The organism is Pseudanabaena sp. FACHB-2040 (assembly GCF_014696715.1).
Taxonomy (GTDB): Bacteria; Cyanobacteriota; Cyanobacteriia; order Phormidesmidales; family Phormidesmidaceae; genus JACVSF01.
The window spans coordinates 765,942-788,150 of record NZ_JACJQO010000005.1 but is presented as its reverse complement, the minus strand read 5'-3'; the positions used below and the strand labels follow the sequence as shown (position 1 = coordinate 788,150).

Sequence of the window (22,209 nt, the reverse complement as noted above, 5' to 3'; positions counted from 1 at the left end):
GCTAGCGCGTCTCTACGGTAGGCCAAACAGCATGGGCAGTAGGGAAACGGGCGCGGGCAACATTTCGCCGCGAAAATCCAAAATTTGCACCAGCACTAGGTAGCCTACCGCTAGCAGTAGGGAAATTACCCCAGTCAAAATGGCAACGAATTTAGAACGGTCCATAAAGGCTTAATTTCTGGGTATTCTTGAAGTTGCACCACTTCTAGCGTGACACAAAACGTTGCCGCCCATGAGTTCTCTGTCTTCTCTTTCGGTGCAGGAGGCAAGTTTGTCTACCCAACCCATCGTAGTTCAGACCTACGAGCTGAGTAAGGTTTACCGTGCCGGGTTTTGGCTAAATCAAAAAATTGCATCGCTGAAAAGCTGCTCCCTGACCGTGTATCAGGGCGAAACCTTTGGTCTGCTAGGGCCAAACGGAGCCGGTAAAACAACGCTGCTGAAAATCCTGCTAGGCATTATCCGCCCGACTTCAGGCCGCGTCCGGGTAATGGATGAGAGCGTTGGCCATCAGTCGGTAAAGCAGCGCATTGGCTATCTACCTGAAAACGCTTATTTCTACGACTTTTTGACCGGCTGGGAATTTTTAGAGTACACAGCAGGGCTGTTCCAAATTCCAACCTCGGTTCAGCGCAAGCGCATTCCCGAACTGCTGGATCTAGTTGGCCTGCCCCAAGCAGCAGCGCGCAAAAAACAGCTGCGGCAGTACTCCAAGGGCATGATGCAGCGAGTCGGCATGGCCCAGGCCCTAATCAACGACCCCGACATGGTGTTTCTCGATGAGCCGATGTCCGGGCTAGACCCAACCGGGCGCTTTCAGGTACGAGAAATTATCTTGTCGCTCAAGGCCCAGGGAAAAACCATTTTTTTCAACAGCCACGTGCTGTCGGATGTAGAGGTGATTTGCGATCGCATCGCCATCCTCGACCAGGGAGAACTGGTGTGTGTCGGCGACCTCAACAATTTGCTGGGCACCGAGAACCAATACGTTGCCAAAGGCCACGGCGGCCAGCCTGAAGCTTTGAAACAGTGGCTCAGCAATCTTGATTTCCAAGGCGGTTTCTGGCACGGCACCGTCAAAGGCGATCCTGATGGCCTGCTCAGCGCTATTCGCCAAACCGGCGGCGAACTGGTCTCGCTCCAGTTAGCCCGCCCCTCCCTGGAAGACTTCTTCATGAGCCAAATCCGCCAACGGCGCAGCCCCCCCTCTTAGTTCTTCCCCCAGGGCTACAGACACCGCCTCTACAATTTCCCCCATCTACCCGTCCACCCCGCATTTCCCCTTTTCCTAACTCTGCGCCACTGACAACGCCTTCACATTGACATTGCGGGTCAGCACCCGGGGCTGAAACAAAATCTTCAGCAAGAGCCAAAGCGATCGCAACTCCCCTGGGCTATCCCACCGTTTCCACTGCCCTGGACGGCAAAACAGCGTTTCTATCAAGACTCGGTGCTGCTCCAACGTCAGTGGCTCAAACTGAATGCGAACAAGGGGGCTGTTGCCGCTCAGATCCACGTTGACCAGGGTGCCTTTGAGCTGCAGGTTTTCTTCTGCGATCGCAATTTCCCCCGCCAGTACCAGACCCTCTTGCAGCGGGGGAATGCCCCACTGCGTCAGCTCAACCACTGCGCCATTCTCCGAAAACTGAGTTGTAGTGCCCCACCAGGTCTGCGGGCCGGAATCGGGCAACTCCAGCGTCAGCCTGACTACCCGACGCAGATCAAACCAAACGGTAGAGTCAGGCCGAGGTACATCCATTAAAACCAGTAGCGCAATGCCGATCATGACCAAGTTGTAGCTGCTCCAAATCCAGCCTAGCCCTAGCCCCCGCAGGTGATCGCCGCTCCAGCCAGCCGCCAAGCACCAGCCCAAATTTCGCCACAGGCTGACGGCAGTGACGATAAACATCAGCACCAGCGGCCAAGCCAGCCCCCAGTTGAAGTGGAAGCGATCGCTAGAGGTGCCCTTAGGTGTCACCTTAAACCCTTTACCAAAAGGCCGCAGCATGACCTGAATCACTGTAGCTGCCAGGGGAAATACCAGCACCAGGCTATAGATATCCGACAGTAGCGCCGAGCGCGAACGGTTATTGAGCCAGCCAAACACCGTTAGCTGCACCAGGTAATAGGGCAGAAAGTAATACAGCACTTCCCGCAGGCTGGCACGAATCGGAATCACCCCCAGAAATGAGTAGGCCAAGGGCATTAGCAGAAAGTAAACGCGAGGAATGGTGCTAAACCAGCTCAGCAGCCCCTCTAGATGCCCGAGCCGCTGGATTAGAGTTAGCCCTCGGATAGTTAGGGGGTTGGAGTCGATAAAAAAGGCCTGCAGCGTCCCCCTGGCCCAGCGCAGCCGCTGGGTGGCATGGGCAGAAATCGTCTCTGCTGCTAGCCCAGCACTGAGCTTTTCGTCCAGGTAGATCACTTCATTGCCGTGGGCTGCCAACTGCACGGAGGTAAAGTAGTCTTCGCTGAGCGATTCCGTGACAAAGCCACCCGAGGCTTCTAGGGCGCTGCGCCGCATGACAAAAGATGTCCCTGAACAGACCACACTGCCGGTTCCATCCCGCATGGGCTGAATCTGGCGGTAGAACACCTCTTCATCCGGTGTTAGTATGCCCTCTAGCCCCAGATTTCGAGAGATTGGGTCGGGGTTATAGAAGCTCTGGGGGGTCTGAACTAGGCCTACCTCCGGAGTTTGGAAAAAGCCGACGGTGCGGCGCAAGAAATTGCGGGTCGGCACAAAATCGGCATCGAAGGAGGCGATTAGCTCACCGTGGGTCTGTGCGATCGCATGGTTTAAATTACCGGCTTTGGCATGCTGGTTCTGAGGCCGACTGATGTATTCGCATTCCAGTTCCGCCGCCATCGCCGCGATCTCGGGCCGCCGCGTGTCGTCCAGCAGATAGATCGTTTTGTGGGGGTAGTCTATCGCCTGGCAGCCAATCACGGTGCGTCGCAAAATAAAGGCGGGCTCGTCGTAGCTAGGGATAAACACGTCTACCGTAGGCAAGTACTCTCCTGTTGCCACAGCGACCTGTAATTGATCGGCCTGAGGTCTGCGATCGCGTACCCGTAGCATTAGCCCTAGCTGAATGATGCTGCTCAGCAGCCCCACCATTTCCATCAAAAACAGGCCCAAACTGAAGCTGCCTGTCAGCGGATCGCTCAGGTTCAGAGTGGTCAGGCTGCGCCAGAACACATAGCGAGTGACCAGAACCAGCAGAATAGAGACCACCACAAACCGGGACCAAGGCCGAGGCTGGGGGTGGAGCCGGGTAATGGTCAGGGTCAGCAGCAGCAAAATCACCGTTGGGGCCAGCAGGTACTCCCCGGCCACCATCGGCACCTCTACCCACATGGGAGGGTTCTGCTGAATTACCTGGAGTTGGGCAAAAATGGCGGTAGTCCGAGCTTCTCCTGCAAACCAGGCTGCCACAACTGCCCCAGCCAGAAAAACCACGCCCAGCATCATCAATGTGGCCCGCTGCACCCGAAGATTTACGCTCCGGTAGGCCCGCCTAAATAATCTAGACCTGACTTTGGAAGTCGTCATAACAGTTCTTGCAACACTGATCGGTCATTTCCCCAAAGCAGCCGCAATCTCTCTAATTGCTTAAATAGGGGATGGAAGCAAGCGTAGAGCCTAGAGAACAGCTGCCCAGGCCAACTTGATTCACTAACCTTACTTCCTACTTCCCTAAAAAAGACCCTAAGTCATTAAGAACTGTTTCTAGCCTGCCTGACAACCTACAGAGTGAGAAGTCCCTGAGAATTGCTTGTCAAGGAGTAGTCTTGCCTCTCAGGAAGCTACAAGAACTGACGATCAGGAGGAGTCCCCTGTCTTGAAGGCTCAATTGAAGCTGAGCCACGGGTTGAAAAGCAAAACCTCGCCTTCCTACCTGCTGCCCTTTGCCCCTTACCTGCTGCCCTCTCCGCCTCTACGAAGCTGTCTCAAGGTAAGCTGGCTGATCCATCGTCATCAAATCAATTTCCATGCCTTCCCGGGCAACAATGCTGTTGGGGAACACTGCTTGAGTGTCTAGCTGCACCCGATCCATAAAGTCGTCGCTGTGAATCGGGTCGTGATGGAAAATAATCAGCTTTTTGACGTTGGCTGCTTTGGCGACTTTTACAGCTTCTTGCCAGGTGGAGTGGCCCCAGCCTACTTTGCTGGACTTTTCGTTGTGATATTCCTCGTCGGTGTAGGTGGCGTCGTAGATCATGATGTCTGCATCACGCGCCAGCCACAGCACATTTTCATCTAGCCGGTCTGGGAAATGCTCGGTGTCGGTGACATAAGCAGCTACTCGGCCGTTCCACGAAACGCGGTAGCCAACCGCTTCACCAGGGTGGTTGAGCAGGGCATTTTCGACCTTAATGTCTTCGACTCGGACGGTTTCGCCAATCTCGATGTCGCAAAACTTGAGGTCAGCCCCCATGATTTGCAGCGGCACCGGAAAGTTGGGGTGAAGCATTTGGTCGTTGAGGCGCTGCTCAATGGTGGAGCCATTGGGCGCGATCGCACCATAGATATAAAACCGATTGCCCGGTACAAAGGCCGGCACAAAGAAGGGAAAGCCCTGGATATGATCCCAGTGGGAGTGGGTAAAGAAGAGGTTGGCCTCTAGAGGCATCTCCCGCAGCAGCGAGAGCCCCAATTCCCGCAGGCCAGTTCCCCCGTCAAAAATCAGACGGTGGCCTCCGATTAACATTTCGATGCAGGAGGTATTGCCGCCGTAACTCACGGTCTCCGGCCCGGGACAGGCAATGCTCCCCCGTACTCCCCAAAAGCGAACAATAAACTGGTTTTGTGCTTCAGCCATGAATTTGTTTGGGCGGCGGATGAATCACTTAGCTTAGATGCGGATCACCCAGACGTTACACCACATTCCAATCTTAAATAAGATTACCCAGCAATGGGGATATCAGTGCATTTTGCCAAAGATAGCTTTTCTCATCAGACTCCTGCAAACTCTTTACACATTGTGGACGAACGATGAGAACAATTTGGCAGGATCGGCGATGGCTGTCTGTAGCTGGGGTAGACCGGCCAGGGAGGTGAGGTTGTACTGGAGGGGGGTAATTGAAATATAGTTTTCTTTGACTGCCTGCACATCCGTAGAGACAGGTCTCAGTGCTTGTGCGGTTTCTTCCGACCAACCTTGATTACCGATGGGGTCTTCCACGTCTTCTAAGACTTCCCCAGCTAGCCAATAGTAGGTCTTGCCTCGGGGGTCGAGCCGCTTTTCAAACAGGTCATGGTAGCGGCGGATGCCTTGGCGCGTGATTTGAATTCCTCTAAGATGGCTGGCTTTGGCTGCTGGTACGTTGACGTTGAGCAGCAGCGGCACAGTTAAGGGCGTTTGGCTAAAGTGGGCCAGAAGAGCTTGAGCAACATGGGCGGCTGGCAGAAAGTCCTGATGTACATAGCTGCCTAAGCTAAGTGCGATCGCAGGAATGCCTTCGATCACCCCTTCCATCGCTGCTGAGACAGTGCCTGAGTAGAGGACATCGGTGCCCAGGTTAGGCCCGTGATTGATGCCTGACAAAACGAAATTGGGCGGTTCCTCCACAAGTGCTCCTAGCGCTAGTTTAACGCAGTCGGCTGGCGTACCTGAGCAGGCCCAGGCTTTGATGGAGGGGTGAAACCCGGACTCGACAATTTCTGCCCGAATCGGCTGATGAATAGTGAGGCCGTGCCCTGTGGCTGAGCGCTCTCGGTCGGGGCAGACTACCGTAATTGAGTGCCCGGCGGCGGCCAGGGTATTGGCTAGCGTTCGGATTCCCTGAGCGAAAACACCGTCGTCGTTACTAATCAGAAGATTCATGGGAGCGCGGGTAGCAGGTGGGGTGAGGGTATAAGGTTTAGGGTACAGGGTGTAAGGGGGGTAGAGAAAATGGGAGAGATGGGGAGATCGAGAAGGAAGAGAGTGCTAGGGCTGTGAATCGTGAACCTCAAACCTTAAACCCTTTGCTCCTTGCCTTCCGCCCTTTGCCCTGAACCTTAAACCCTAAACCTTTTATCCTTTGCCTTCTACCCTTGCCCTGAACCTTAAACCTTAAACCCTAAACCTCATACACTAGGAAGAAGCCTCGTTTCTACCGAGACGACTGGCCCAGGCATTGCTGTCCATGTTTACTGAATCACGACCGGGATGACTACAGTACCTACAGATCTACAGACTCAACTGCAGACCCTTCAGGCAACGGGGGTTGATGCGATCGCAACTGCCCCCACCCTAGAGGCATTAGAAGCCCTGCGAGTCAGCTACCTGGGCAAAAAAGGCGAGCTCTCCAAAGTTCTGGGGGGAATGGGCAAACTCTCTGCCGAAGAACGTCCTCACATCGGAGCGCTGGCTAATACCGTTAAAGACGCCCTCCAAGGCGGACTAGAGGCCCGCAAGGCAGCCCTAGAATCGGAAAAGATTCAGGCCCAGCTTGCCGCCGAAACCCTGGATGTGACCATGCCTGGGGTGTACACACCCCAGGGACGAATTCACCCTATCAACAGCATCATTGACCAGGTCGTCGATATCTTTGTCGGGCTGGGCTACACCGTGGCTACTGGCCCAGAAATCGAAACCGACTACTACAACTTTGAGGCGCTTAACTTTCTGCCCGACCACCCGGCCCGAGACATGCAGGACACCCTCTACCTGCCCAACGGCGACCTGATGCGGACCCACACCTCCAACGTACAGATCCGCTACATGCAGGAGCATGAACCCCCACTGCGGGTAGTGGCCACAGGCCGCTGCTACCGCCGCGACACCGTCGATGCTACCCATGCTGCCGTCTTCCACCAGCTTGAGTTTTTCGCGATTGACAAAGGCATCACCTTTGCTGATCTCAAGGGCACCGTCAAAGCCTTCATTCAGGCGCTCTATGGCGATGTGGCGATTCGCATGCGGCCCAGCTTCTTTCCCTTCACTGAGCCCTCTGCGGAGGTAGACGTGCAGTGGCAGGGGCGCTGGTTAGAGGTGTTGGGCTGCGGCATGATCGACCCCAATGTGCTCAAGGCCGTTGGCTACGACCCCGAAGTCTACTCTGGCTTTGCCGGAGGCATCGGCATTGAGCGGTTTGCGATGGTGCAGTATCAGATCGACGATATCCGCCGCCTCTACTCCAGCGACCTGAAGTTCCTGCGGCAGTTCTAGCGCTGTCTTAAGTTGCTCTAAAGGTTTGCTCTAGCTCCTGAAAACCCTCAGCCTTTGCGCTGAGGGTTTGTTTATGCAGCGCTGTAGAAAGCTCTCTAACAGCCCTAGCCCTCCCTCCAGGAGGCTATCTACTTTTGCTCAGGATGGTCGGTTTCGGGGTGATGGATGCCTAGCTCATTGATCCGGCGGATTAGCAGGTGCAGCCGTCCAAAGTCTCGGTGGTTAAAGTGGAGAATGAGCCGGGGCAAGGTCTCGGTTTCGTCTCCCTTTTCTACGGGCAGCGCCTGACCTTTCTCGATTTTGCCTTTTGCTAAAATGCCGCTAAATTCACTGTTGAGCTGATCGATTACGGCATCTGATAGGTCAGCCTTAAGGCGAATAATTAGGCGATCGCCAAAGAAGCGGCACGAGTGAAACACCCGGTAAAAGCTGCTGATCGCCTCGCAGGCATCCTCTACGTTATCGGTAATTGTGTAGAGACAGGGGTCATCGGGGCTAACTAGACCTCGCTTCACCAGGTGATCGCGAACATAGGTATCCCAGCTGTGCCAGTAGTCGCCGCCGGGGATGTCTACCAACACCAGCGGCAGGGGGTTGGATTTGCCTGTCTGAATCAGGGTAATAGACTCAAAAGCTTCATCCTGCGTACCAAAGCCGCCAGGAAACAGCACTAAGGCATCACTCTCTCGCAGAAAAAACAGTTTACGGGTGAAAAAATATTTGAAGTTAATGAGTTTGGGATCGCCCGCCATAATCGGGTTTGCTCCCTGCTCAAAGGGCAACTGGATATTAAGACCAAAGGAATGCTCTGGGCCTGCCCCTTCGTTACCCGCCTGCATAATGCCACCCCCTGCCCCCGTCATGACCATAAAACCCTGTTGGCTGATGCGCTGGGCGAATTCTCGGGTCAACTGATATTCAGGGCTGTGAGCAGGGAGCCGGGCCGAGCCAAAAATGGTGATCTTACGAACGTGACGGTAGGGATAGAAAATTTGAAAGCCTTGCTCCATATCTAGGAGCGCATAATTCAAGATTTTCCAGTCCAGCCGATCTGCTTCCCGTCCTATCATGCGTAGGATGGTTTCCAACACCTGTCTAATCAACTTGCCGTGTTCCATGCTGGGCAGCTGCTCAAACAAGCTTTGGAATTCGGCCTGAATATCAGCGGGAATGGAGGAGGGAAGCGAAACCATTTATCACAGAAGTTTGAAATGGGTAGCACCCCATTCTACCGAGTTTTATCAGGATCTAGGAGATTTGGGCGGCTGGCAAATCGCTAACAAAAGTGCGCCCGACTAGTTAGTCAGACGCACAAGTAAAAGAAAGAATTAAACGGGTGATGCAAATTGTCAGGGTTAACTCAAGCAATTTAGCCTGAAGACCCTAAAGATATTTCTCTAAAGTGTTTGCTAGCGTGGTTTTGGGCACAGCACCCACCACCATATCAACCCGTTGCCCCCCTTTAAATATCATCAGGGTAGGAATGCTGCGGATACCATACTGGCTAGCAACACTGGGGTTTTCGTCGGTGTTGACCTTAACGACCTTAACCTGACCCTCGTATTGTTCAGAAATTTCGTCTACCACTGGAGCGACCATCCGGCAGGGACCACACCAGGGTGCCCAGAAATCCACCAGGACGGGAACGTCGCTTTCCAGTACCTCTTGTTTAAACGTAGAATCTGTGACTTGTGCGGCTGCCATGCCTCGACGTCCTTGCCTCGATAACGTACAAAAAATATTAACACAGCCAGATTTCCGTACTTTTGGCCGCTGACTTCTACATTAGACCAGAACTGCCCACAATAACTGGGAACTGCTGCAGAATATTCCCATAGTTAGAACCTACAGCTAAAAATTTGGCTAAAAGCTTAGGCTCCAACCCGGAAAATCGAATCGCTGGGAGTCGAAAGTCAAACTAAAGCCATCAATTGCTCATGGCCAGCCCAAGCTCCGTCGCGCTCACCTGACCCCAAGAAAAACTGCCCAAAAAGGAACCGCCCAAATCAATGATTTGGGCGGAGTGTGGTGTGAGGAGTGAACGGAAACTTTCGTCTCCGCTTTTCTCTATTCTACAGTGGGCACTTCAGAATCTGCCATTGAAGACGGTCTTATAAGCAAATTAATGTGCGGTCGTCAAGAAATTGTCTTAACAACTACCAAAGTTCTCAGAAATAGCTGAGCGAGCTCTGCTGCGGTGGGTAACTAATTTAATCTACTTACCCATGCCCAGCTGTTGAGCTTTTTGATAGACCTTACCCTCAGTGAGTAGAGAGGGAGCAATGACCACCTCAACCTGCTGCATTTCCTTTAGGTCTTTGGCTCCTAGGGTACCCATGCTGGTCTGCAGTGCGCCCAAGAAATTGTGGGTGCCGTCGTCGAGTTGGGCCGGTCCTCGCAGGATTTGCTCTAGGGTGCCGGTGGTGCCCACTTTGATTCGAGTTCCTCGGGGCAAGACAGGGCTAGGCGTGGCCATGCCCCAGTGGTAGCCACGACCTGGCGCTTCAGCAGCACGGGCAAAGGGCGAACCAATCATGACACCATCAGCCCCACAGGCAATACATTTACAGATATCGCCGCCAGTCACCAAACCACCATCGGCAATAACCGGTACGTAGCGGCCGGTCTCGCGGTAAAAGTCGTCGCGGGCAGCGGCACAGTCTGCGACTGCGGTTGCCTGAGGGATGCCAATACCCAGAACTCCCCGAGAGGTGCAGGCAGCCCCAGGGCCAATGCCAACTAAAACGCCAGCAGCACCCGCTTTCATCAGATTTAGGGTTACTTCGTAGGTAACACAGTTGCCCAGAATGACAGGAATGGGCATTTCAGAGCAGAACTGGGGTAAGTCTAGAGGGGTGATTGATTCGGGGGAGAGGTGAGCCGTTGAAACAACTGTCGCCTGGACAAAGAAAAGATCAGCTCCAGCCTCGGCTACTACTTGACCAAACCGAGCGGCTCCTGCTGGGGTGGCACTAACGGCGGCAATGCCCCCCTGAGCCTTGATTTCTTGGATTCGCTTTTGGATCAGCTCAGGCTTAATCGGCTCTGCATAGAGGCCCTGCATAAGGGAGACAAACTCTTCTTTGCCGACAGAAGCAATTTTGTCGAGGATGGGGTTGGGGTCTTCGTACCGAGTCTGAACTCCCTCCAGGTTTAATACCCCTAAGGCTCCTAATTCGGTCAGCCGCACCGCCATCTGCACGTCCACGACCCCATCCATGGCGCTGGCGATGATAGGAATTTCTCGCTCAATGCCACCAATTTGCCAGCGGGTATCCGCAAGTTGAGGATCTAGGGTGCGTGGACCTGGAACTAGCGCAATTTCATCAATGCCGTAGGCTCTGCGGACTGTCTTGCCGCGACCAAGTTGAATATTCACGTCCATCTCTAAACCCAAGACCATTTAGCTAGACTAGCATTCCTGGCAGACTTTGTTGACGCACGGTTGAGGCTAGGAAAATCGCTGGACCTACTTCATTGATAATGGTTAAATACTGTCCTTTAAGGAACGTGTAGACGTGAATCTGGCCTCTCTGTCTTTTTTTCAAACTCTCCGCAGCCCCAGCCGACAATTTGCTGTTATCGGCCTAGGACGTTTTGGTCGGGCAGTATGCGGCACGCTACACGGTATGGGGTACGAAGTGCTGGGCATTGACTCTGATGAGCGACGGGTTGCGCAGGCGTTGACTGACCAGATCGCGGCCCACGCGGTGCAGCTTGATTCGACTCAGCCCAGCGCCCTAAAAGAAGCGGGAATTCCAGATTTTGACACAGTGATTGTGGCTATTGGCAACTATGTTGAAGAGAGCGTTATTACGACGCTCAACGCTAAGGAGGCTGGCGTTCCTCATGTGGTCGCTAAGGCTTCCTCAGAGATTCACGTCAAGCTGTTGAGGCGGGTAGGGGCTGACCACGTTGTCTTCCCAGAACATGAGATGGGCTGTGAGCTCGCTCGTTCCCTGACTCGGCCTAATATTCTAGAGCGCTTTGAAATCGACCCAGAAAATAGCATTGTGGAAGTGATCGTGCCTCAGGCGTTTCACCAAAAGACCATTGTGGAATTAGACCTGCGCAATAAATATGGTCTAACGCTGCTGGCTGTGAGTCAGGAAAGCAACCCTGGCAAGTTTGAGATTAACCCCAGCCCCGTAGCGCGGTTGCGGGCCGGATCGGTGATGGTTGTGATTGGCAGCAATAAGGGAATCGATCGTCTGCCGGTATAGTTGCTTGGCTAAGGAGACCTGATGCGAGTTATTGGACTAATCAGCGGTACGTCTGCCGACGGTATCGATGCGGCGCTAGTCGAGATTTCTGGCCAGGGCTATCGGCTGTCCTGGGAGTTTTTGGGGGGGCTGATGCTGCCTTACTCGCCCGATGTGCGATCGCATATCCTCTCTGTTGCCTCAGGGCAACCGCTCTCAATCGCCGAACTGGCCGAATTGGATGATGCGATCGCACACGCCTTCGCCAATGCCGCCCAGCAACTTCAGTCTCAGTATGGATTTGCCGATCTAATTGCCTCCCACGGCCAGACCGTTTTCCACCGCCCGCCCCAAGATAGTCAGCTGGGCTATAGCCTGCAGCTGGGCCGGGGAGAGGTAATTGCCGCACTGAGCCAACTTCCGACCGTGAGCAATTTTCGTCAGGCCGATTTGGCTGTGGGGGGTCACGGTGCGCCCTTGGTGCCCCCGGTTGACGCCTGCCTGCTGAGCCACCCCGACCGTAGCCGCTGCGTGCAGAATATCGGCGGCATTGGCAATGTTGCCTACCTGCCAGGGGGCAGCGCCGATGAAGTCAGCCTGCCCCCTGTACTGGGGTGGGATACCGGGCCGGGCAACAGCCTCCTTGATATTGCCGTTCAGATTCTCTCAGGCGGGCAGCTTACCTATGACCAAGACGGAGCCTGGGCTGCCCAGGGAACTCCCTGCGAACTCTTGGTGCGGCAGTGGCTAGCCCACCCGTTCTTTCAGATTTTGCCCCCTAAATCGACTGGACGAGAGCTCTTTGGCTGGGCCTACCTAGAAGACTGCCGCCACGATGCCCAAGACCACGGCCTATCGGATGCTGACTTTTTAGCTACTTTGACAGAGTTCACGGCAGCTTCTATTGCAGACAACTACCGGCGCTTTTTGCCCGCTTTGCCGGATGAGGTGCTGCTATGTGGCGGTGGCAGCCGCAACCTACTGCTACGGCGGCGTCTGGAGGCCCATCTAGACCCTATTCCCGTTATCACTACAGATGCTGCTGGGGTGCCTGCGGACTTTAAAGAAGCAATTGCCTTAGCCGTGCTGGGATTTTGGCGCTGGCAGGGTGTCTCCGGCAATCTGCCAGCAGTGACAGGAGCCAGACGATCTCAGCTTTTGGGAGATATCCACTTGGGAAATGTGCCTCAACCTTCCCTCAACAGCCTTTATTAGCTCTAGAGATTGGTGGACTGAAGCTGCCAAGCTTTCTGCCTGAGACTGTAGATCCAGCCAATTGCCAGCAAGAGCGCGTATTCTTAAAAGAGTCATACAGCTCCATCTATGGGAATACTGGTCTTATCGCGATTGATTGCTCAGGGAGCACCTCGTGGTTCATAGTTTTTTAGTTGAACCAGGGCGTTGGACGCTGCATGGAAGTTGGTTAGAGCGCGACACCTTACCGATTCCGGTCAAAGGGAAAATTCTGGTTGCTTGGAGTCGTGATGACTGGTTCACCATGGTCATGAAGCTGATTTTTCCAGATAGCACACTGGAAGAGATTGCCTTACAGTACCGGGGTCGCTTGACCAGCGGAGATCGGCAATATACATTTGTACTGCAGCACAGTTTGTTGGGCCGAGTTGAGGGAGAAGGATGGGTAGCCCCCGACTCAATTATTCAGCGCTACTGGGCTCTGGGCGATCGGCAGCGGCGGACTGGGTTTGAAACCCTCTACCGGCTGGACGAGGAACGCTATCATCTTTCTAGTGGAATTATGACCGGGCATTACCTGACCAGTGCTATGGAGGCGACGCTGCAGCGGCAAGCCATTTCTCTTTAAACGCTCACTTCTAGGTGACTGGGCTAGCAGGTGAGAGGGTTTTCTTCCCAGTGGGAATTCTACAAATGGGGAATTCTCTCTGAGCAGCCTTGTAGGACGGTGCTAGGCTGTCTTTAAAGCTGTTCTACAACCTAGGGTGCAAGAACCCCCCAAACGTGGTGCACTTTGTTTGAGAAGCGACTAGCTTGCTCAGGCGTCATTTGGATCGGCTTCAACCTCCGCTTCATGCCGTATTCAAATGGCGACCTAGGGCATCTGTCTTAGGCCTGTGTTTCAATTGCAGAGAGATAGCGTCTACGTCAACGACCTGTAGTTTCCTTGCCTGACCTGCTAAGAACCCCCCATGCCAGATCCTAACTTTCATCACAAGCTTGGCAATAGATACGAACTGATCGAACCCTTGGGTCAGGGATCGATGGGAAAGGTATATCTGGCAGAAGACGCGCTGTTGGGAAATGTCAAAGTCGCCATTAAGTTTCTTTCCCAGACGCTGCTGACGGAGAAGATGCGAGATCGTTTTCTGCAGGAGGCTATGACCTGTGCCCAGCTGGGTCAGAAAAGTATTCACGTGGTGCGCGTAACTGATTACGGTGTGAATGATGAGAATGTCCCTTTCTATGTGATGGAGTATTTGCGAGGGCAAGGCTTGAGCCAGCTAATCAATTCTCAGCCGCTGCCTATTCCCCGGTTTTTGGGTCTGACCCGACAGATCTGTCTGGGGTTGATGTCGGCCCATGAGGGCATCATCTTAAAGGGCAAGGCCGATCCGGTCTCGATTATTCACCGCGATATTAAGCCCAGCAATATCTTGATTGTTCAAGACCCTTCTTTGGGAGAGCTGGCTAAAGTGCTGGACTTTGGCATCGCCAAACTCATGCAGAGTGGTGGGGATCAGACCAACTGTTTTATGGGTACGTTGGCCTATGCTTCGCCGGAGCAGATGGAGGGCCTAGAACTGGATAGCCGCAGCGATATCTACAGCCTGGGCATTCTGATGTTTCAAATGCTTACCGGTAAGCTGCCTCTGCGGGCCAGCAACAATACCTTTGGCGGCTGGTATAGAGTTCATCAATCTCAACTACCTAAGCCTATTAGTGAATTAGACCCGTCGTTAAAGGTCCCCAAACTGCTGGAGGATCTGGTAATGAGCTGCCTGGAGAAGCAGCCCGATAACCGACCTCAGACCGTGGAAGAGATTTTGCGATCGCTAGAGCCCCTAGAAGATCGATTCGTCGCAGGCTTTCGCATTGGCCAACGCATTAGCGCCACGCTGTCGCGCCTGCCAGTTACCACCAGCGTTGAACCCAAAACGGAGCTGCAGGAGGATCAGGTTTGCCGGTTGTCAGTTTGGCCCAAAGGCAAGCCCACAGCAGAAATTGTCTTCCCCTGTGCTCTGCCCATGAGCAAGGGATCTCTGCCAACCCTGTGGGCTATGATGCCTCAGCTTGAAATCGAGCGCAGGCTAATCAGTACCCGCTACAACACCTTCATCTGTACGCTGTCACCTCACCCAATGGTGCTGTGGCTAACCGTACTCTACAGCAGCAGCCACGGTCCCCGCTGGCTGCCCTGCTACCTGGACTTAAAAACGCCTGCTGGTCAGGAAATGCTACTACAAGCTGCTGCTGTTTGCCTTAGAAGGGCCTCAACGGTGTGCCCACGTGCTGACTTGTAGAGTGGCCACTCCTCAAAAAACGCTGTTGAAGGATTGGATTTTGACAGCGCGATCGCAACCGTCTTTGGGCGGCGCTAATATCAGCAAAGACCTCCTCCGCAACGAGCTCAATGAAAAGCTCAAGCCTAAGGTACTGCGGCAGCTAGAGTCTATTTATGTAGACACGGGCTCGGATTTGTCTGAGTAGGGCTGAGCTGGGGCTAGCAAAGCTAAGAAACGGTCTCAACAGCCGTATTCCTACCGCGCTGAGGGATAAAACAGCAGTGGATGCCAGGAATTTCGCACCAGTTCCCGCGTTACGCTGGGCACAGTCCATTTCATCACGCCGCCCAGATTGCGCGAACAGGTTGCGATCGCGCCAATATCGTGGGTCTCAGCCGCCGCCAAAATCTCCTGCAGAGGATCTCCCTCCACAACTGAGGTATTGACCACCAAATCTAGAGCTGCTAAATCCTTCTGAACCTGCTCAAGTTTGGCCTGGGCAGCTTGCTTGGGCTGGTCGCCACGCAACTCCCGGCGCACGCTGTCGTCGACCACCCAGAGCAAGCGTATCCGTTCCAATACCGAATGGGGGTTAGACTGCACCTGTTGCTTAATCTGCTGAAGCAGATAGTCACCCCCCGCGCTGCCCTCGTAGGGAATCAGCAGATAGCGAAAGAGGTGGCGACAGCGAAGATCTAGCTCTTCAGTGGTGTAGGTAGAAATAAGCTGAGGCCGCAAAATTAGCAAGGGAACCTCAGTTCGCTCGGCCATCTGCATAGTGGTGCTGCCAAAAAGCTTTTCCTCTAGCAGAGTGCGCGTTGGCGTTCCCAGAATGATGACATCAGACTTGGTTGTTTTGGCTAGTCGGAGAATGTTGTCGCTGGCGCGTCCGACCTGCACCTCAACCTTAACGTTTACCTCTGCAGGCACGTCTCGCAGTAAGTCTGTCAGCTGCTTTCGCGTAGTTTCAACCTGCTCGGGGTTACTCCTAGGAATTTCACGTCCTCTTTCGACAGACAAATTGTGAAAAAAGACGAGTTGGCGAAAGCCTCCCGCAGCTAAGCTCGGCACGAATTGAGCCAGCCGGTACACTCCGTCCGAAAAATCGGTGCAGATCAACGCCCTTTGAAACATGGTTTCTGGTTGAGTTACAACTGACAGTGCCTGACCTAACAGTAGCATTCAAACTCTGTCCTCAGGCAGCCAGGCCCCTACCCTGAACCAAGATACGAGGTCTTAGGTGAGATGAAATGCTCCTAAGGGGTAGTTTCTGTCAGCCTGTCTCGGTTTCTGGCAAAATTCTACACGAAATGGGCAGGCTGCTAAGAAATAGAAATGAAAGCTGCAGCCTAAGTAAGGCTAAAGGTGAGTCTACGGCAGAAACTTAGAAGCTCCGATGTAGCGAGGAGCAGAGATCTAGAAGGGGTCAAGTTACGCAGAGAAGCTTAGCTGCGCTAGTAGCTAGTACTGACGCGAGAGAAAAGGCAAAGCTTAAGTGCTGCTTTTGAGAAAAACGGCTAACGACTTTAACGCAGGCTATGAGACTGGCTGCATTACCTGTATGAAGCATGAGCGGTGTGAGCAGCAGTTACAAAGTAAACAGTCAAAAGGTAACGTATCGGCAGAACTTCGAGTGTCAGGCCAAAAAGTTGACGCCCCAGCATCCCCAGCTTTTTTCGGATGGAACGAAGCAAGAGAGGGAGGTCGTCTCCTTTGACCAGGTTCAGGCTGACCTAGGAGAGCCAGCCATTAGGTTTGAGGGCTGGGGCCAATACCCCACTCATGCCGGAGGAAATGCTTGTACATGGTTTCCCGCATCATCATTTGCTCATAGAGTTTAACGAGAAACTGTTGTGCCTGCTCTCGGCTCATCTTTTCCACCTGGCTTTCGAAAGAACGCAGGCTGAACTGCTGTTCTAAGGAGAGTTGCATCGGTTCGTTCATGGTTCTTCTCCAGTAATGAGAGACAACGTGTAGCGTTGGAAAACAGATCTGGGTCTGCTGCTTGGAAGCGATGAGAGGTCGCCTCGCTGCAGTTATCCAATGTTTTAACAATTATAACAATCGTTTGACAACTGCGCTTTGACTGATTTTATGGGCGCAGTATACCAACTCATCCTAGAATCTGTTATCTATTCCAGATAGGTTTACATTTTTTAACTAATACCCAGTTGACAAAAGTGCCAAAGGTAACAGAAAAACAAAAATCTATCTTTAGTTCATATCCCAGGACGGAATGAAACCCGATTTTAGAATCCACTTGGCGTAGCCAACTCAGGTAAACGCTGTGGGCTCTAAAACTGGCTCAATCAGCAATTTAGTTGCCGATACTTGAAAAATAGCAGTCGGAGGGAGGCTTGGGCATCGATCCGTAGCCCTAGGCAAACAGGACCGAACCTTCCCCCAGATCTCCCTCTGACGGCTTAAATAAGGTGATTTATAGCCACTACCTTAGGACTGAGCTTCTAAGCCCTTCAGGCTTCTATTACGGTGCCGGGCACGGTGGTTTGAAGTGAAACGATTACAACCGTGATGTTGTCCCGACCGCCTCGCTGCTTGGCTGAGTTGATAAGCGCTGTGGCGGCAGCTTCGCAGGAGCGGATTGATTTTAGATGCGAGGCAATCAGATGGTCGGAAAGTTCTTCTGTCAGGCCGTCGCTACACAGCAGCAGCCGGTCCCCTGCATGAACCTCTAGGGGCTGAACCTCTAGCTGAGTTAAGTCTTCGCGTCCTAGGCACTGCGACAACACATGCCGCCAGGGGTGACTGCGCGATTGGTTCTGGCTGAGCTCTCCCTCTCGAATGGCTCTGGCTATCCAGGTGTGGTCTTCGGTAATTTGGTCTAGGTGGTGCCCTCGCAGCCGGTACAGGCGGGAATCGCCGACGTGGGCGCACCAGGGTGAGTCATCGCTATCACGAAAGGTCAGCACAACTACGGTCGTACCCATGTCGGCTCGCTCCGGATGCCGCATCTGGTCATCTAGGATGGCCTGGTTGGCACTTAGCAGCGCTTCTTTCAGCAGGATGTCGGTGCCGGTGTCGTCGCTCCAGTGCTTTTCTAGATAGGTCTGGATGGCCTCTGTAGCAAGTCGGCTGGCTTCCTGTCCACCCGCATGACCACCCATGCCGTCTGCCACAATGAAAAAGCGACCAACAGAGTCTATCCAGTAGGCATCCTGGTTGCTGGATCGAATCAGCCCCGGGTCGGTCAGACCAGAGTAGTAGCGCTTGATCATGGTATTGGCGGGGGAAAAGAGCTAGGGAAGGCGATCAGCCCGATTGACTCGCAGGACTGTTCGGATAAAGGCAATGCCAGTGACGGCTGCCAATGCCCCTGCGATCGCAGCTACCCAGAGAAACTCAAATACCAGCAGCAGGGTTGCCGACAGGGTAAATGCTCCCACCAGGGTAGCGTAGGTATTCGCCATATTAACGCTGCTCACCCGCCGCAGCATCCGGTCGGTTTCAATAGAGCGCACCCGCACCCGAATATCGCCCCGCTCCAGCTTGTCTAAGGTGTCCTCGATCCGTCGGGGCAGGCCCAGAGCACTAGTGCTGACTTGAGCTGCCTGGCGGCTCAGCTCTCCCAAAATGCTGTTGGTCTCGCTTGAATTTCCAGGGGCCATAATAAGCTGTGTGGCGAAGGGTCTAGCGGCTTCCATGAAGTTAAATTCGGGGTCTAATCCTTTCCCAACCCCTTCTAGGGTAGAGAAAGCCCGCATCACGAAGGTAAAAGTAGCCGGGAAGCGAAAGGGCTGATCGTATGCGATCGCATAGAGATCGTCACTAATAGCGTTCACAGACTGCTCTTCAAAGGGCTTATCCATGAGGTTATCCAGAATATACTGGATAGACCGCCGGATTGGCCCCATATCCTCCATTTCTACTAGTGCCCCGAGATCAACCAGAGAGTTCATCACCTGGTCAGCGTTGCGCTGGGCTACTCCCATGAATGTGCCCATCAGCCGCTGTCGAGTCATGGGCTGCACCTGGCCCATCATGCCAAAGTCGTAAAAAATAAGGGCTCCACCGGGGCTAACAGCAATATTGCCAGGATGGGGATCGGCATGGAAAAACCCATCGTTCAGGAGCTGCTGTAGGTATGCCTGGGCTCCCAGCCGCGCCAGCCGCTTACGGTCTAGTCCAGCCGCTTCTAGCGCCTCGTAGTGACTGATCTTGATGCCGGGCATATACTCCAGGGTAAGCACGCGGGGCGAGGCCAAACGCCAAAATACGCGAGGCACCTTCACCCAATCTTCTAAACGAAAGTTGCGACGGAAAGTGTCGGCGTTACGGCCTTCATTAAGGTAGTCAATCTCTAGCCACAAAATTCGGCAACACTCATCATAGATGCCTAGCCAGTCTCGGCCTCGGCCCCACTCAGGGTGACTTTGGAAATAGCGAGCAATCCCCTTGAGAATAGACAGGTCAATTTCAAACAAAGACTTTAAGGCAGGCCGCTGCACCTTGACTACAACCTCTTCCCCAGAGTGCATCTGAGCCCGATGCACCTGCCCAAGGCTGGCAGCGGCTAGCGGAATGGGGTCAAAGGTGCGGTACAGCTCGTGAATCGGCTTACCCAAGTCAGCCTCAATTATCTCTCGGGCCTGCTCATAACTAAACGCAGGCACCCGATCTTGAAGCTTAGACAATTCTTCTACATATTCAATGGGAAAAATGTCGGCTCGGGTCGAAAACAGCTGTCCTACCTTAATGAAGGTGGGCCCTAGATCCAGCAGGGTTTCCCGAATCCACGCAGCCTGACGGCGGCGACGGGCCGTCTGCTTTTCGGGAGTCATAGCTCCGTTGTAGCTCCAGGGCTTGTTGTAAAGCCAGCGAGAGCCCAATAGCTTCAGGACAAAGCTCCAGATATCAACAAACCGACGGCTGCGAGAGTAGCGACCCCGGTTCCAGCGGTAAGCGTTTTGGCTAAAAGGGGCCCCTTTGTCGACCGTTTCCTCAGGGAGTTGAGGGGCCAGGGAAGAGGCGTGAGCCGGTTCCGAAATCTCAGACGGGTGGATTGTCACTCCTGCAGCGGAACCATTCAATTCCCCTACCGGCAGAGCAGGTGGGGTAACTGAAGATTCTGATACGGGTTCCTTGGAAACGGCAGACACTCAAACTCCTCAATCAGCAAACTGCGGCATAAAAAAACAAGACACAAAGCTAATCCCTTTACAAGGATGCCCGATACTGCTGCAGGGCCACCCTAACTTGGGCAATCTCGGCCCTTAACAGGTCGATTGTCTGCTGCAAATCTTGGGCTTGCCCATCTCCAACAACGGTCGTCGGCGCACCTACAGTTTCTTGCGCTGCTGTCGCCTCTGCTTGCTGGGCCCGGGCCATAACCTCTTCGGTAAACTGGCGCAGATTCTCCCGCTGTTCTGCATCAAACTTACCCAGAGAACTCAGGGCATTGGTCATCAGTCGTTCTACCTGGTCGCCAGTCGCTTCTGCCAGGGCTCGACCGATGAAAAAAGCATGTAACATCGGGTTGCTCATAAAAAAAGCTTAATAGACCTATCTTGAGAGAATTATAGCGCTCCTGTCCAGTGCCTTTCGGCAGAGGCAGTCAAGCTGAGAATTTAGGGACTGCTGATGGGGGCAGGGGCTGCTACGGCAGAGCCAGCACTACGAGAGAAGCTGGGAGCCGGATCGCTGGGAGGGCTTTTTTCGATCGCTGGAGAATTCGGTGCTAATAGTGGGGCTGGCGGTGCAGCTGGAATTGGCACATCTCTGGTCGGAGGCAGCTCGGATGGCTGAATAACTGGCGGTAGGGGGTCAGCCATGCTGGGGGGTTCGGCTGCTGGGGTGAACGGGTCTGCGATCGCATCTTCGCTGCCGGGGCTACTCTCCCACTGGTCAGGAGGCTCAGCATAGTCTTCCTGTACGGGGGGTGGGGCTACCCTGCGAGCTGGAGCTCGCTCAATCGGTCTTTCAATGGGTTCTGTGGCGGGTAATTCTCTGCGGGGGGTATCGTTGGGCCGCTCTCGGCGAACCGAGTCGTCGGGCAAATAGGGCGTGTCAAATTCTGCGACCGGATCGTCTCCGCCCCAGTCGGGCAGGGGTGGGAAAGCCTGCTCTGGGTTTAGCCTGGAGCTATTGGGGGCGGCCGGAGCGCGCAGTCGGAGCGACAGGCCAAAGCTTAACCCGGCAACGCTAGCAACTAGCCCAGTGAGCACGAGCCCGACCTGGGGAGTCAACCAGAAGGGCCGTCGCTTGGGTAGCTTGGCTGCAACGGTCTGAGGGTCGGCAGCTAGTGAACCGGAAAAAGCGGGGGCGAAGTTGTCTTGAGCCTTACCAAATTGAGCTCTATCAAAAGCTGGGGACTCAGTGGCGGCTGGAACCGGTTTAGGGGCTGCTACTGCTGCGGCTAGAATTGGCTCGGCTGCATCTGCTGGAACCGTTGGAGTGGGGTCTGTTAAGGCTGCGTCCTCCACAGGGGCAGCAGCCAGGGCAGGGATAGGGGAGGAGCCGGCAGCTGTCTGGTTCTGAGCCGGTTCTGGCAGCTTTAATGGGGCTGTTTGCCCGTTTGCTCCAGAGGCCGGTAGCTGGGGCAGTAGATCCATCCAGGCAGAGAGAGAAAGGGTGGCTTGGGGAGTTCGGGCAGGGGCCAGCCCCTGCTCCACGGCTGCCTCAAACCCAACAGGCAGCCCCGGACGCCGATGGCGCAAGTGGACTGCCGGGGCCTGAACTGATGCTGCCAGTTCACCCGTCAGCAGGAAAAATAGGAGCTGGGCTAGTTGGGCAACTACTTCCTCTTCTGGAACAGCTGCTTCGAAACCAGACGGCGGAAAGCCAAAGCCGGTCAGCAGCAGCCGGCGCTGCCGCAGCCAGAGCTGATCGGGAGCCAGGGTGAGCCCAGCCCAGCCCAGCGGCCTCAAGGTCTCAAGGGTTTGCTTGAGCTGCTGTAGAACCTGGAGCGCTGTCTGGGCAGACAAAGGTGTTTGGGGGGTGATGCGGGCGGTCAGGGGTTGGCCGATGGCGGCTTCCATTACCAGATAAAAAACGCCCTCTTCTTCAAAACCTGTGATGGGCTGAACAATGTGGGGGTGGTTGAGCGCATTGACCTGCTCAAGATAGCTCTGAAATTGCGATCGCACCTCCTGATCTGGGATCTGATCGGGTCGCCGCGCACCTAAAATTTTGATCTGCTGGGTCTGGCCAGTTCTTACCTGAGTGGCTAGGTAAGTCGGGCCTAGAGAATCCTCAAAACAGAAGGCGTCGATTATGTAGCTGCCTTTCTGTAAAGCGGTACCAACCGGAAGGGTCATAGGGTAGGCTCGTTGCGATCGCACACGACTATTTATTCCTGCCCACTTTATCCTGTCCGAGACAATTCTGACTGGAATGTCTGTGTCTTTAGAC

Annotated in this window: 18 protein-coding genes and 1 pseudogene; 6 read left to right on the top strand and 13 right to left on the bottom strand. The window is 54.1% G+C overall.

All coding sequences use genetic code 11. The features are described from left to right. Positions 1–12: 12 nt before the first annotated feature. A complete protein-coding gene (locus H6G13_RS07265) occupies positions 13–165 on the bottom strand; it encodes a hypothetical protein (RefSeq protein ID WP_190482476.1) in 153 nt (50 codons plus the stop codon). A 67-nt stretch (positions 166–232) separates the two neighbouring features. Here H6G13_RS07265 and H6G13_RS07260 point away from each other — a divergent pair, with 67 nt between their 5' ends. Next, positions 233–1,213: an ABC transporter ATP-binding protein gene (locus tag H6G13_RS07260; protein ID WP_190482475.1), complete on the top strand. Its 981-nt coding sequence runs from the start codon at positions 233–235 to the stop codon at positions 1,211–1,213. Positions 1,214–1,288: 75 nt separating this feature from the next. Here the strand turns inward: H6G13_RS07260 and H6G13_RS07255 are convergent, their stop codons facing one another. The 3 genes from H6G13_RS07255 to surE all read right to left on the bottom strand — a co-directional run bounded on the left by H6G13_RS07255 (position 1,289) and on the right by surE (position 5,831). Beyond that, positions 1,289–3,556 carry a glycosyltransferase gene (locus H6G13_RS07255; protein WP_190482474.1) on the bottom strand — a complete coding sequence of 756 codons (2,268 nt, stop codon included), beginning with the start codon at positions 3,554–3,556 and terminating at the stop codon, positions 1,289–1,291. A gap of 385 nt (positions 3,557–3,941) precedes the next feature. Further along, a complete protein-coding gene (locus tag H6G13_RS07250; protein WP_190482473.1) occupies positions 3,942–4,826 on the bottom strand; it encodes an MBL fold metallo-hydrolase in 885 nt (294 codons plus the stop codon). A 153-nt stretch (positions 4,827–4,979) separates the two neighbouring features. Then, positions 4,980–5,831: a 5'/3'-nucleotidase SurE gene (surE, locus tag H6G13_RS07245; RefSeq protein WP_190482472.1), complete on the bottom strand. Its 852-nt coding sequence runs from the start codon at positions 5,829–5,831 to the stop codon at positions 4,980–4,982. A gap of 327 nt (positions 5,832–6,158) precedes the next feature. Between surE and pheS the strand changes: the two genes are divergently transcribed. Then, positions 6,159–7,160, top strand: coding sequence for a phenylalanine--tRNA ligase subunit alpha (gene pheS, locus H6G13_RS07240; protein ID WP_190482471.1), 1,002 nt, complete (start codon positions 6,159–6,161; stop codon positions 7,158–7,160). A 128-nt stretch (positions 7,161–7,288) separates the two neighbouring features. On the opposite strand, the gene H6G13_RS07235 is transcribed toward pheS, so the two are convergent. From H6G13_RS07235 to H6G13_RS07225, 3 genes are all read right to left on the bottom strand, one after another. After that, on the bottom strand, positions 7,289–8,353 hold the full coding sequence (locus tag H6G13_RS07235) for an LOG family protein (protein WP_190482470.1): 1,065 nt from the start codon (positions 8,351–8,353) through the stop codon (positions 7,289–7,291). A 190-nt stretch (positions 8,354–8,543) separates the two neighbouring features. Further along, positions 8,544–8,864 (bottom strand): thioredoxin, encoded by a 321-nt coding sequence (gene trxA, locus H6G13_RS07230; RefSeq protein ID WP_190482469.1) that lies wholly within the window; start codon positions 8,862–8,864, stop codon positions 8,544–8,546. A gap of 511 nt (positions 8,865–9,375) precedes the next feature. Then, positions 9,376–10,539, bottom strand: a complete 1,164-nt coding sequence (locus H6G13_RS07225) for a GuaB3 family IMP dehydrogenase-related protein (protein ID WP_190482468.1) — start codon at positions 10,537–10,539, stop codon at positions 9,376–9,378. A gap of 139 nt (positions 10,540–10,678) precedes the next feature. Between H6G13_RS07225 and H6G13_RS07220 the strand changes: the two genes are divergently transcribed. From H6G13_RS07220 to H6G13_RS07205, 4 genes and pseudogenes are all read left to right on the top strand, one after another. After that, positions 10,679–11,383, top strand: a complete 705-nt coding sequence (locus tag H6G13_RS07220) for an NAD-binding protein (RefSeq protein WP_190482467.1) — start codon at positions 10,679–10,681, stop codon at positions 11,381–11,383. 21 nt (positions 11,384–11,404) lie between these two features. After that, positions 11,405–12,577, top strand: a complete 1,173-nt coding sequence (locus tag H6G13_RS07215; protein WP_190482466.1) for an anhydro-N-acetylmuramic acid kinase — start codon at positions 11,405–11,407, stop codon at positions 12,575–12,577. A 154-nt stretch (positions 12,578–12,731) separates the two neighbouring features. Further along, the gene (locus H6G13_RS07210; RefSeq protein ID WP_190482465.1) at positions 12,732–13,184 is read left to right on the top strand and encodes a hypothetical protein; all 453 of its coding nucleotides are present in this window, start codon (positions 12,732–12,734) and stop codon (positions 13,182–13,184) included. Positions 13,185–13,527: 343 nt separating this feature from the next. Next, positions 13,528–15,046 (top strand): annotated as a pseudogene (locus H6G13_RS07205) (serine/threonine-protein kinase). Between the two features lie 50 nt (positions 15,047–15,096). Here the strand turns inward: H6G13_RS07205 and H6G13_RS07200 are convergent. The 6 genes from H6G13_RS07200 to H6G13_RS07175 form a co-directional block, all read right to left on the bottom strand. Beyond that, the gene (locus H6G13_RS07200) at positions 15,097–15,975 is read right to left on the bottom strand and encodes a universal stress protein (protein ID WP_190482464.1); all 879 of its coding nucleotides are present in this window, start codon (positions 15,973–15,975) and stop codon (positions 15,097–15,099) included. Between the two features lie 615 nt (positions 15,976–16,590). Further along, positions 16,591–16,785 carry an NblA/ycf18 family protein gene (locus H6G13_RS07195; RefSeq protein ID WP_190482463.1) on the bottom strand — a complete coding sequence of 65 codons (195 nt, stop codon included), beginning with the start codon at positions 16,783–16,785 and terminating at the stop codon, positions 16,591–16,593. Between the two features lie 530 nt (positions 16,786–17,315). Continuing rightward, positions 17,316–18,074: a protein phosphatase 2C domain-containing protein gene (locus H6G13_RS07190; protein WP_190482921.1), complete on the bottom strand. Its 759-nt coding sequence runs from the start codon at positions 18,072–18,074 to the stop codon at positions 17,316–17,318. Positions 18,075–18,098: 24 nt separating this feature from the next. Beyond that, on the bottom strand, positions 18,099–19,820 hold the full coding sequence (locus tag H6G13_RS07185) for an AarF/ABC1/UbiB kinase family protein (protein WP_199305804.1): 1,722 nt from the start codon (positions 19,818–19,820) through the stop codon (positions 18,099–18,101). Between the two features lie 196 nt (positions 19,821–20,016). After that, entirely contained in the window at positions 20,017–20,343 is a 327-nt protein-coding gene (locus H6G13_RS07180) for a DUF6825 family protein (protein WP_190482462.1), read from the bottom strand. An 83-nt stretch (positions 20,344–20,426) separates the two neighbouring features. Continuing rightward, positions 20,427–22,115 carry a hypothetical protein gene (locus tag H6G13_RS07175; RefSeq protein WP_190482461.1) on the bottom strand — a complete coding sequence of 563 codons (1,689 nt, stop codon included), beginning with the start codon at positions 22,113–22,115 and terminating at the stop codon, positions 20,427–20,429. Positions 22,116–22,209 lie beyond the last annotated feature (94 nt).

What these genes read in the sequence shown, in the direction of transcription:
- H6G13_RS07215 (WP_190482466.1), top strand. Translation starts at nt 11,405, where the DNA reads ATGCGAGTTATTGGACTAATCAGCGGTACGTCTGCCGACGGTATCGAT.
- H6G13_RS07265 (WP_190482476.1), bottom strand. Translation starts at nt 165, where the DNA reads ATGGACCGTTCTAAATTCGTTGCCATTTTGACTGGGGTAATTTCCCTA.
- pheS (WP_190482471.1), top strand. Translation starts at nt 6,159, where the DNA reads ATGACTACAGTACCTACAGATCTACAGACTCAACTGCAGACCCTTCAG.
- H6G13_RS07200 (WP_190482464.1), bottom strand. Translation starts at nt 15,975, where the DNA reads ATGTTTCAAAGGGCGTTGATCTGCACCGATTTTTCGGACGGAGTGTAC.
- H6G13_RS07250 (WP_190482473.1), bottom strand. Translation starts at nt 4,826, where the DNA reads ATGGCTGAAGCACAAAACCAGTTTATTGTTCGCTTTTGGGGAGTACGG.
- H6G13_RS07255 (WP_190482474.1), bottom strand. Translation starts at nt 3,556, where the DNA reads ATGACGACTTCCAAAGTCAGGTCTAGATTATTTAGGCGGGCCTACCGG.
- H6G13_RS07180 (WP_190482462.1), bottom strand. Translation starts at nt 20,343, where the DNA reads ATGAGCAACCCGATGTTACATGCTTTTTTCATCGGTCGAGCCCTGGCA.
- H6G13_RS07260 (WP_190482475.1), top strand. Translation starts at nt 233, where the DNA reads ATGAGTTCTCTGTCTTCTCTTTCGGTGCAGGAGGCAAGTTTGTCTACC.
- H6G13_RS07235 (WP_190482470.1), bottom strand. Translation starts at nt 8,353, where the DNA reads ATGGTTTCGCTTCCCTCCTCCATTCCCGCTGATATTCAGGCCGAATTC.
- trxA (WP_190482469.1), bottom strand. Translation starts at nt 8,864, where the DNA reads ATGGCAGCCGCACAAGTCACAGATTCTACGTTTAAACAAGAGGTACTG.
- H6G13_RS07175 (WP_190482461.1), bottom strand. Translation starts at nt 22,115, where the DNA reads ATGACCCTTCCGGTTGGTACCGCTTTACAGAAAGGCAGCTACATAATC.
- surE (WP_190482472.1), bottom strand. Translation starts at nt 5,831, where the DNA reads ATGAATCTTCTGATTAGTAACGACGACGGTGTTTTCGCTCAGGGAATC.
- H6G13_RS07195 (WP_190482463.1), bottom strand. Translation starts at nt 16,785, where the DNA reads ATGAACGAACCGATGCAACTCTCCTTAGAACAGCAGTTCAGCCTGCGT.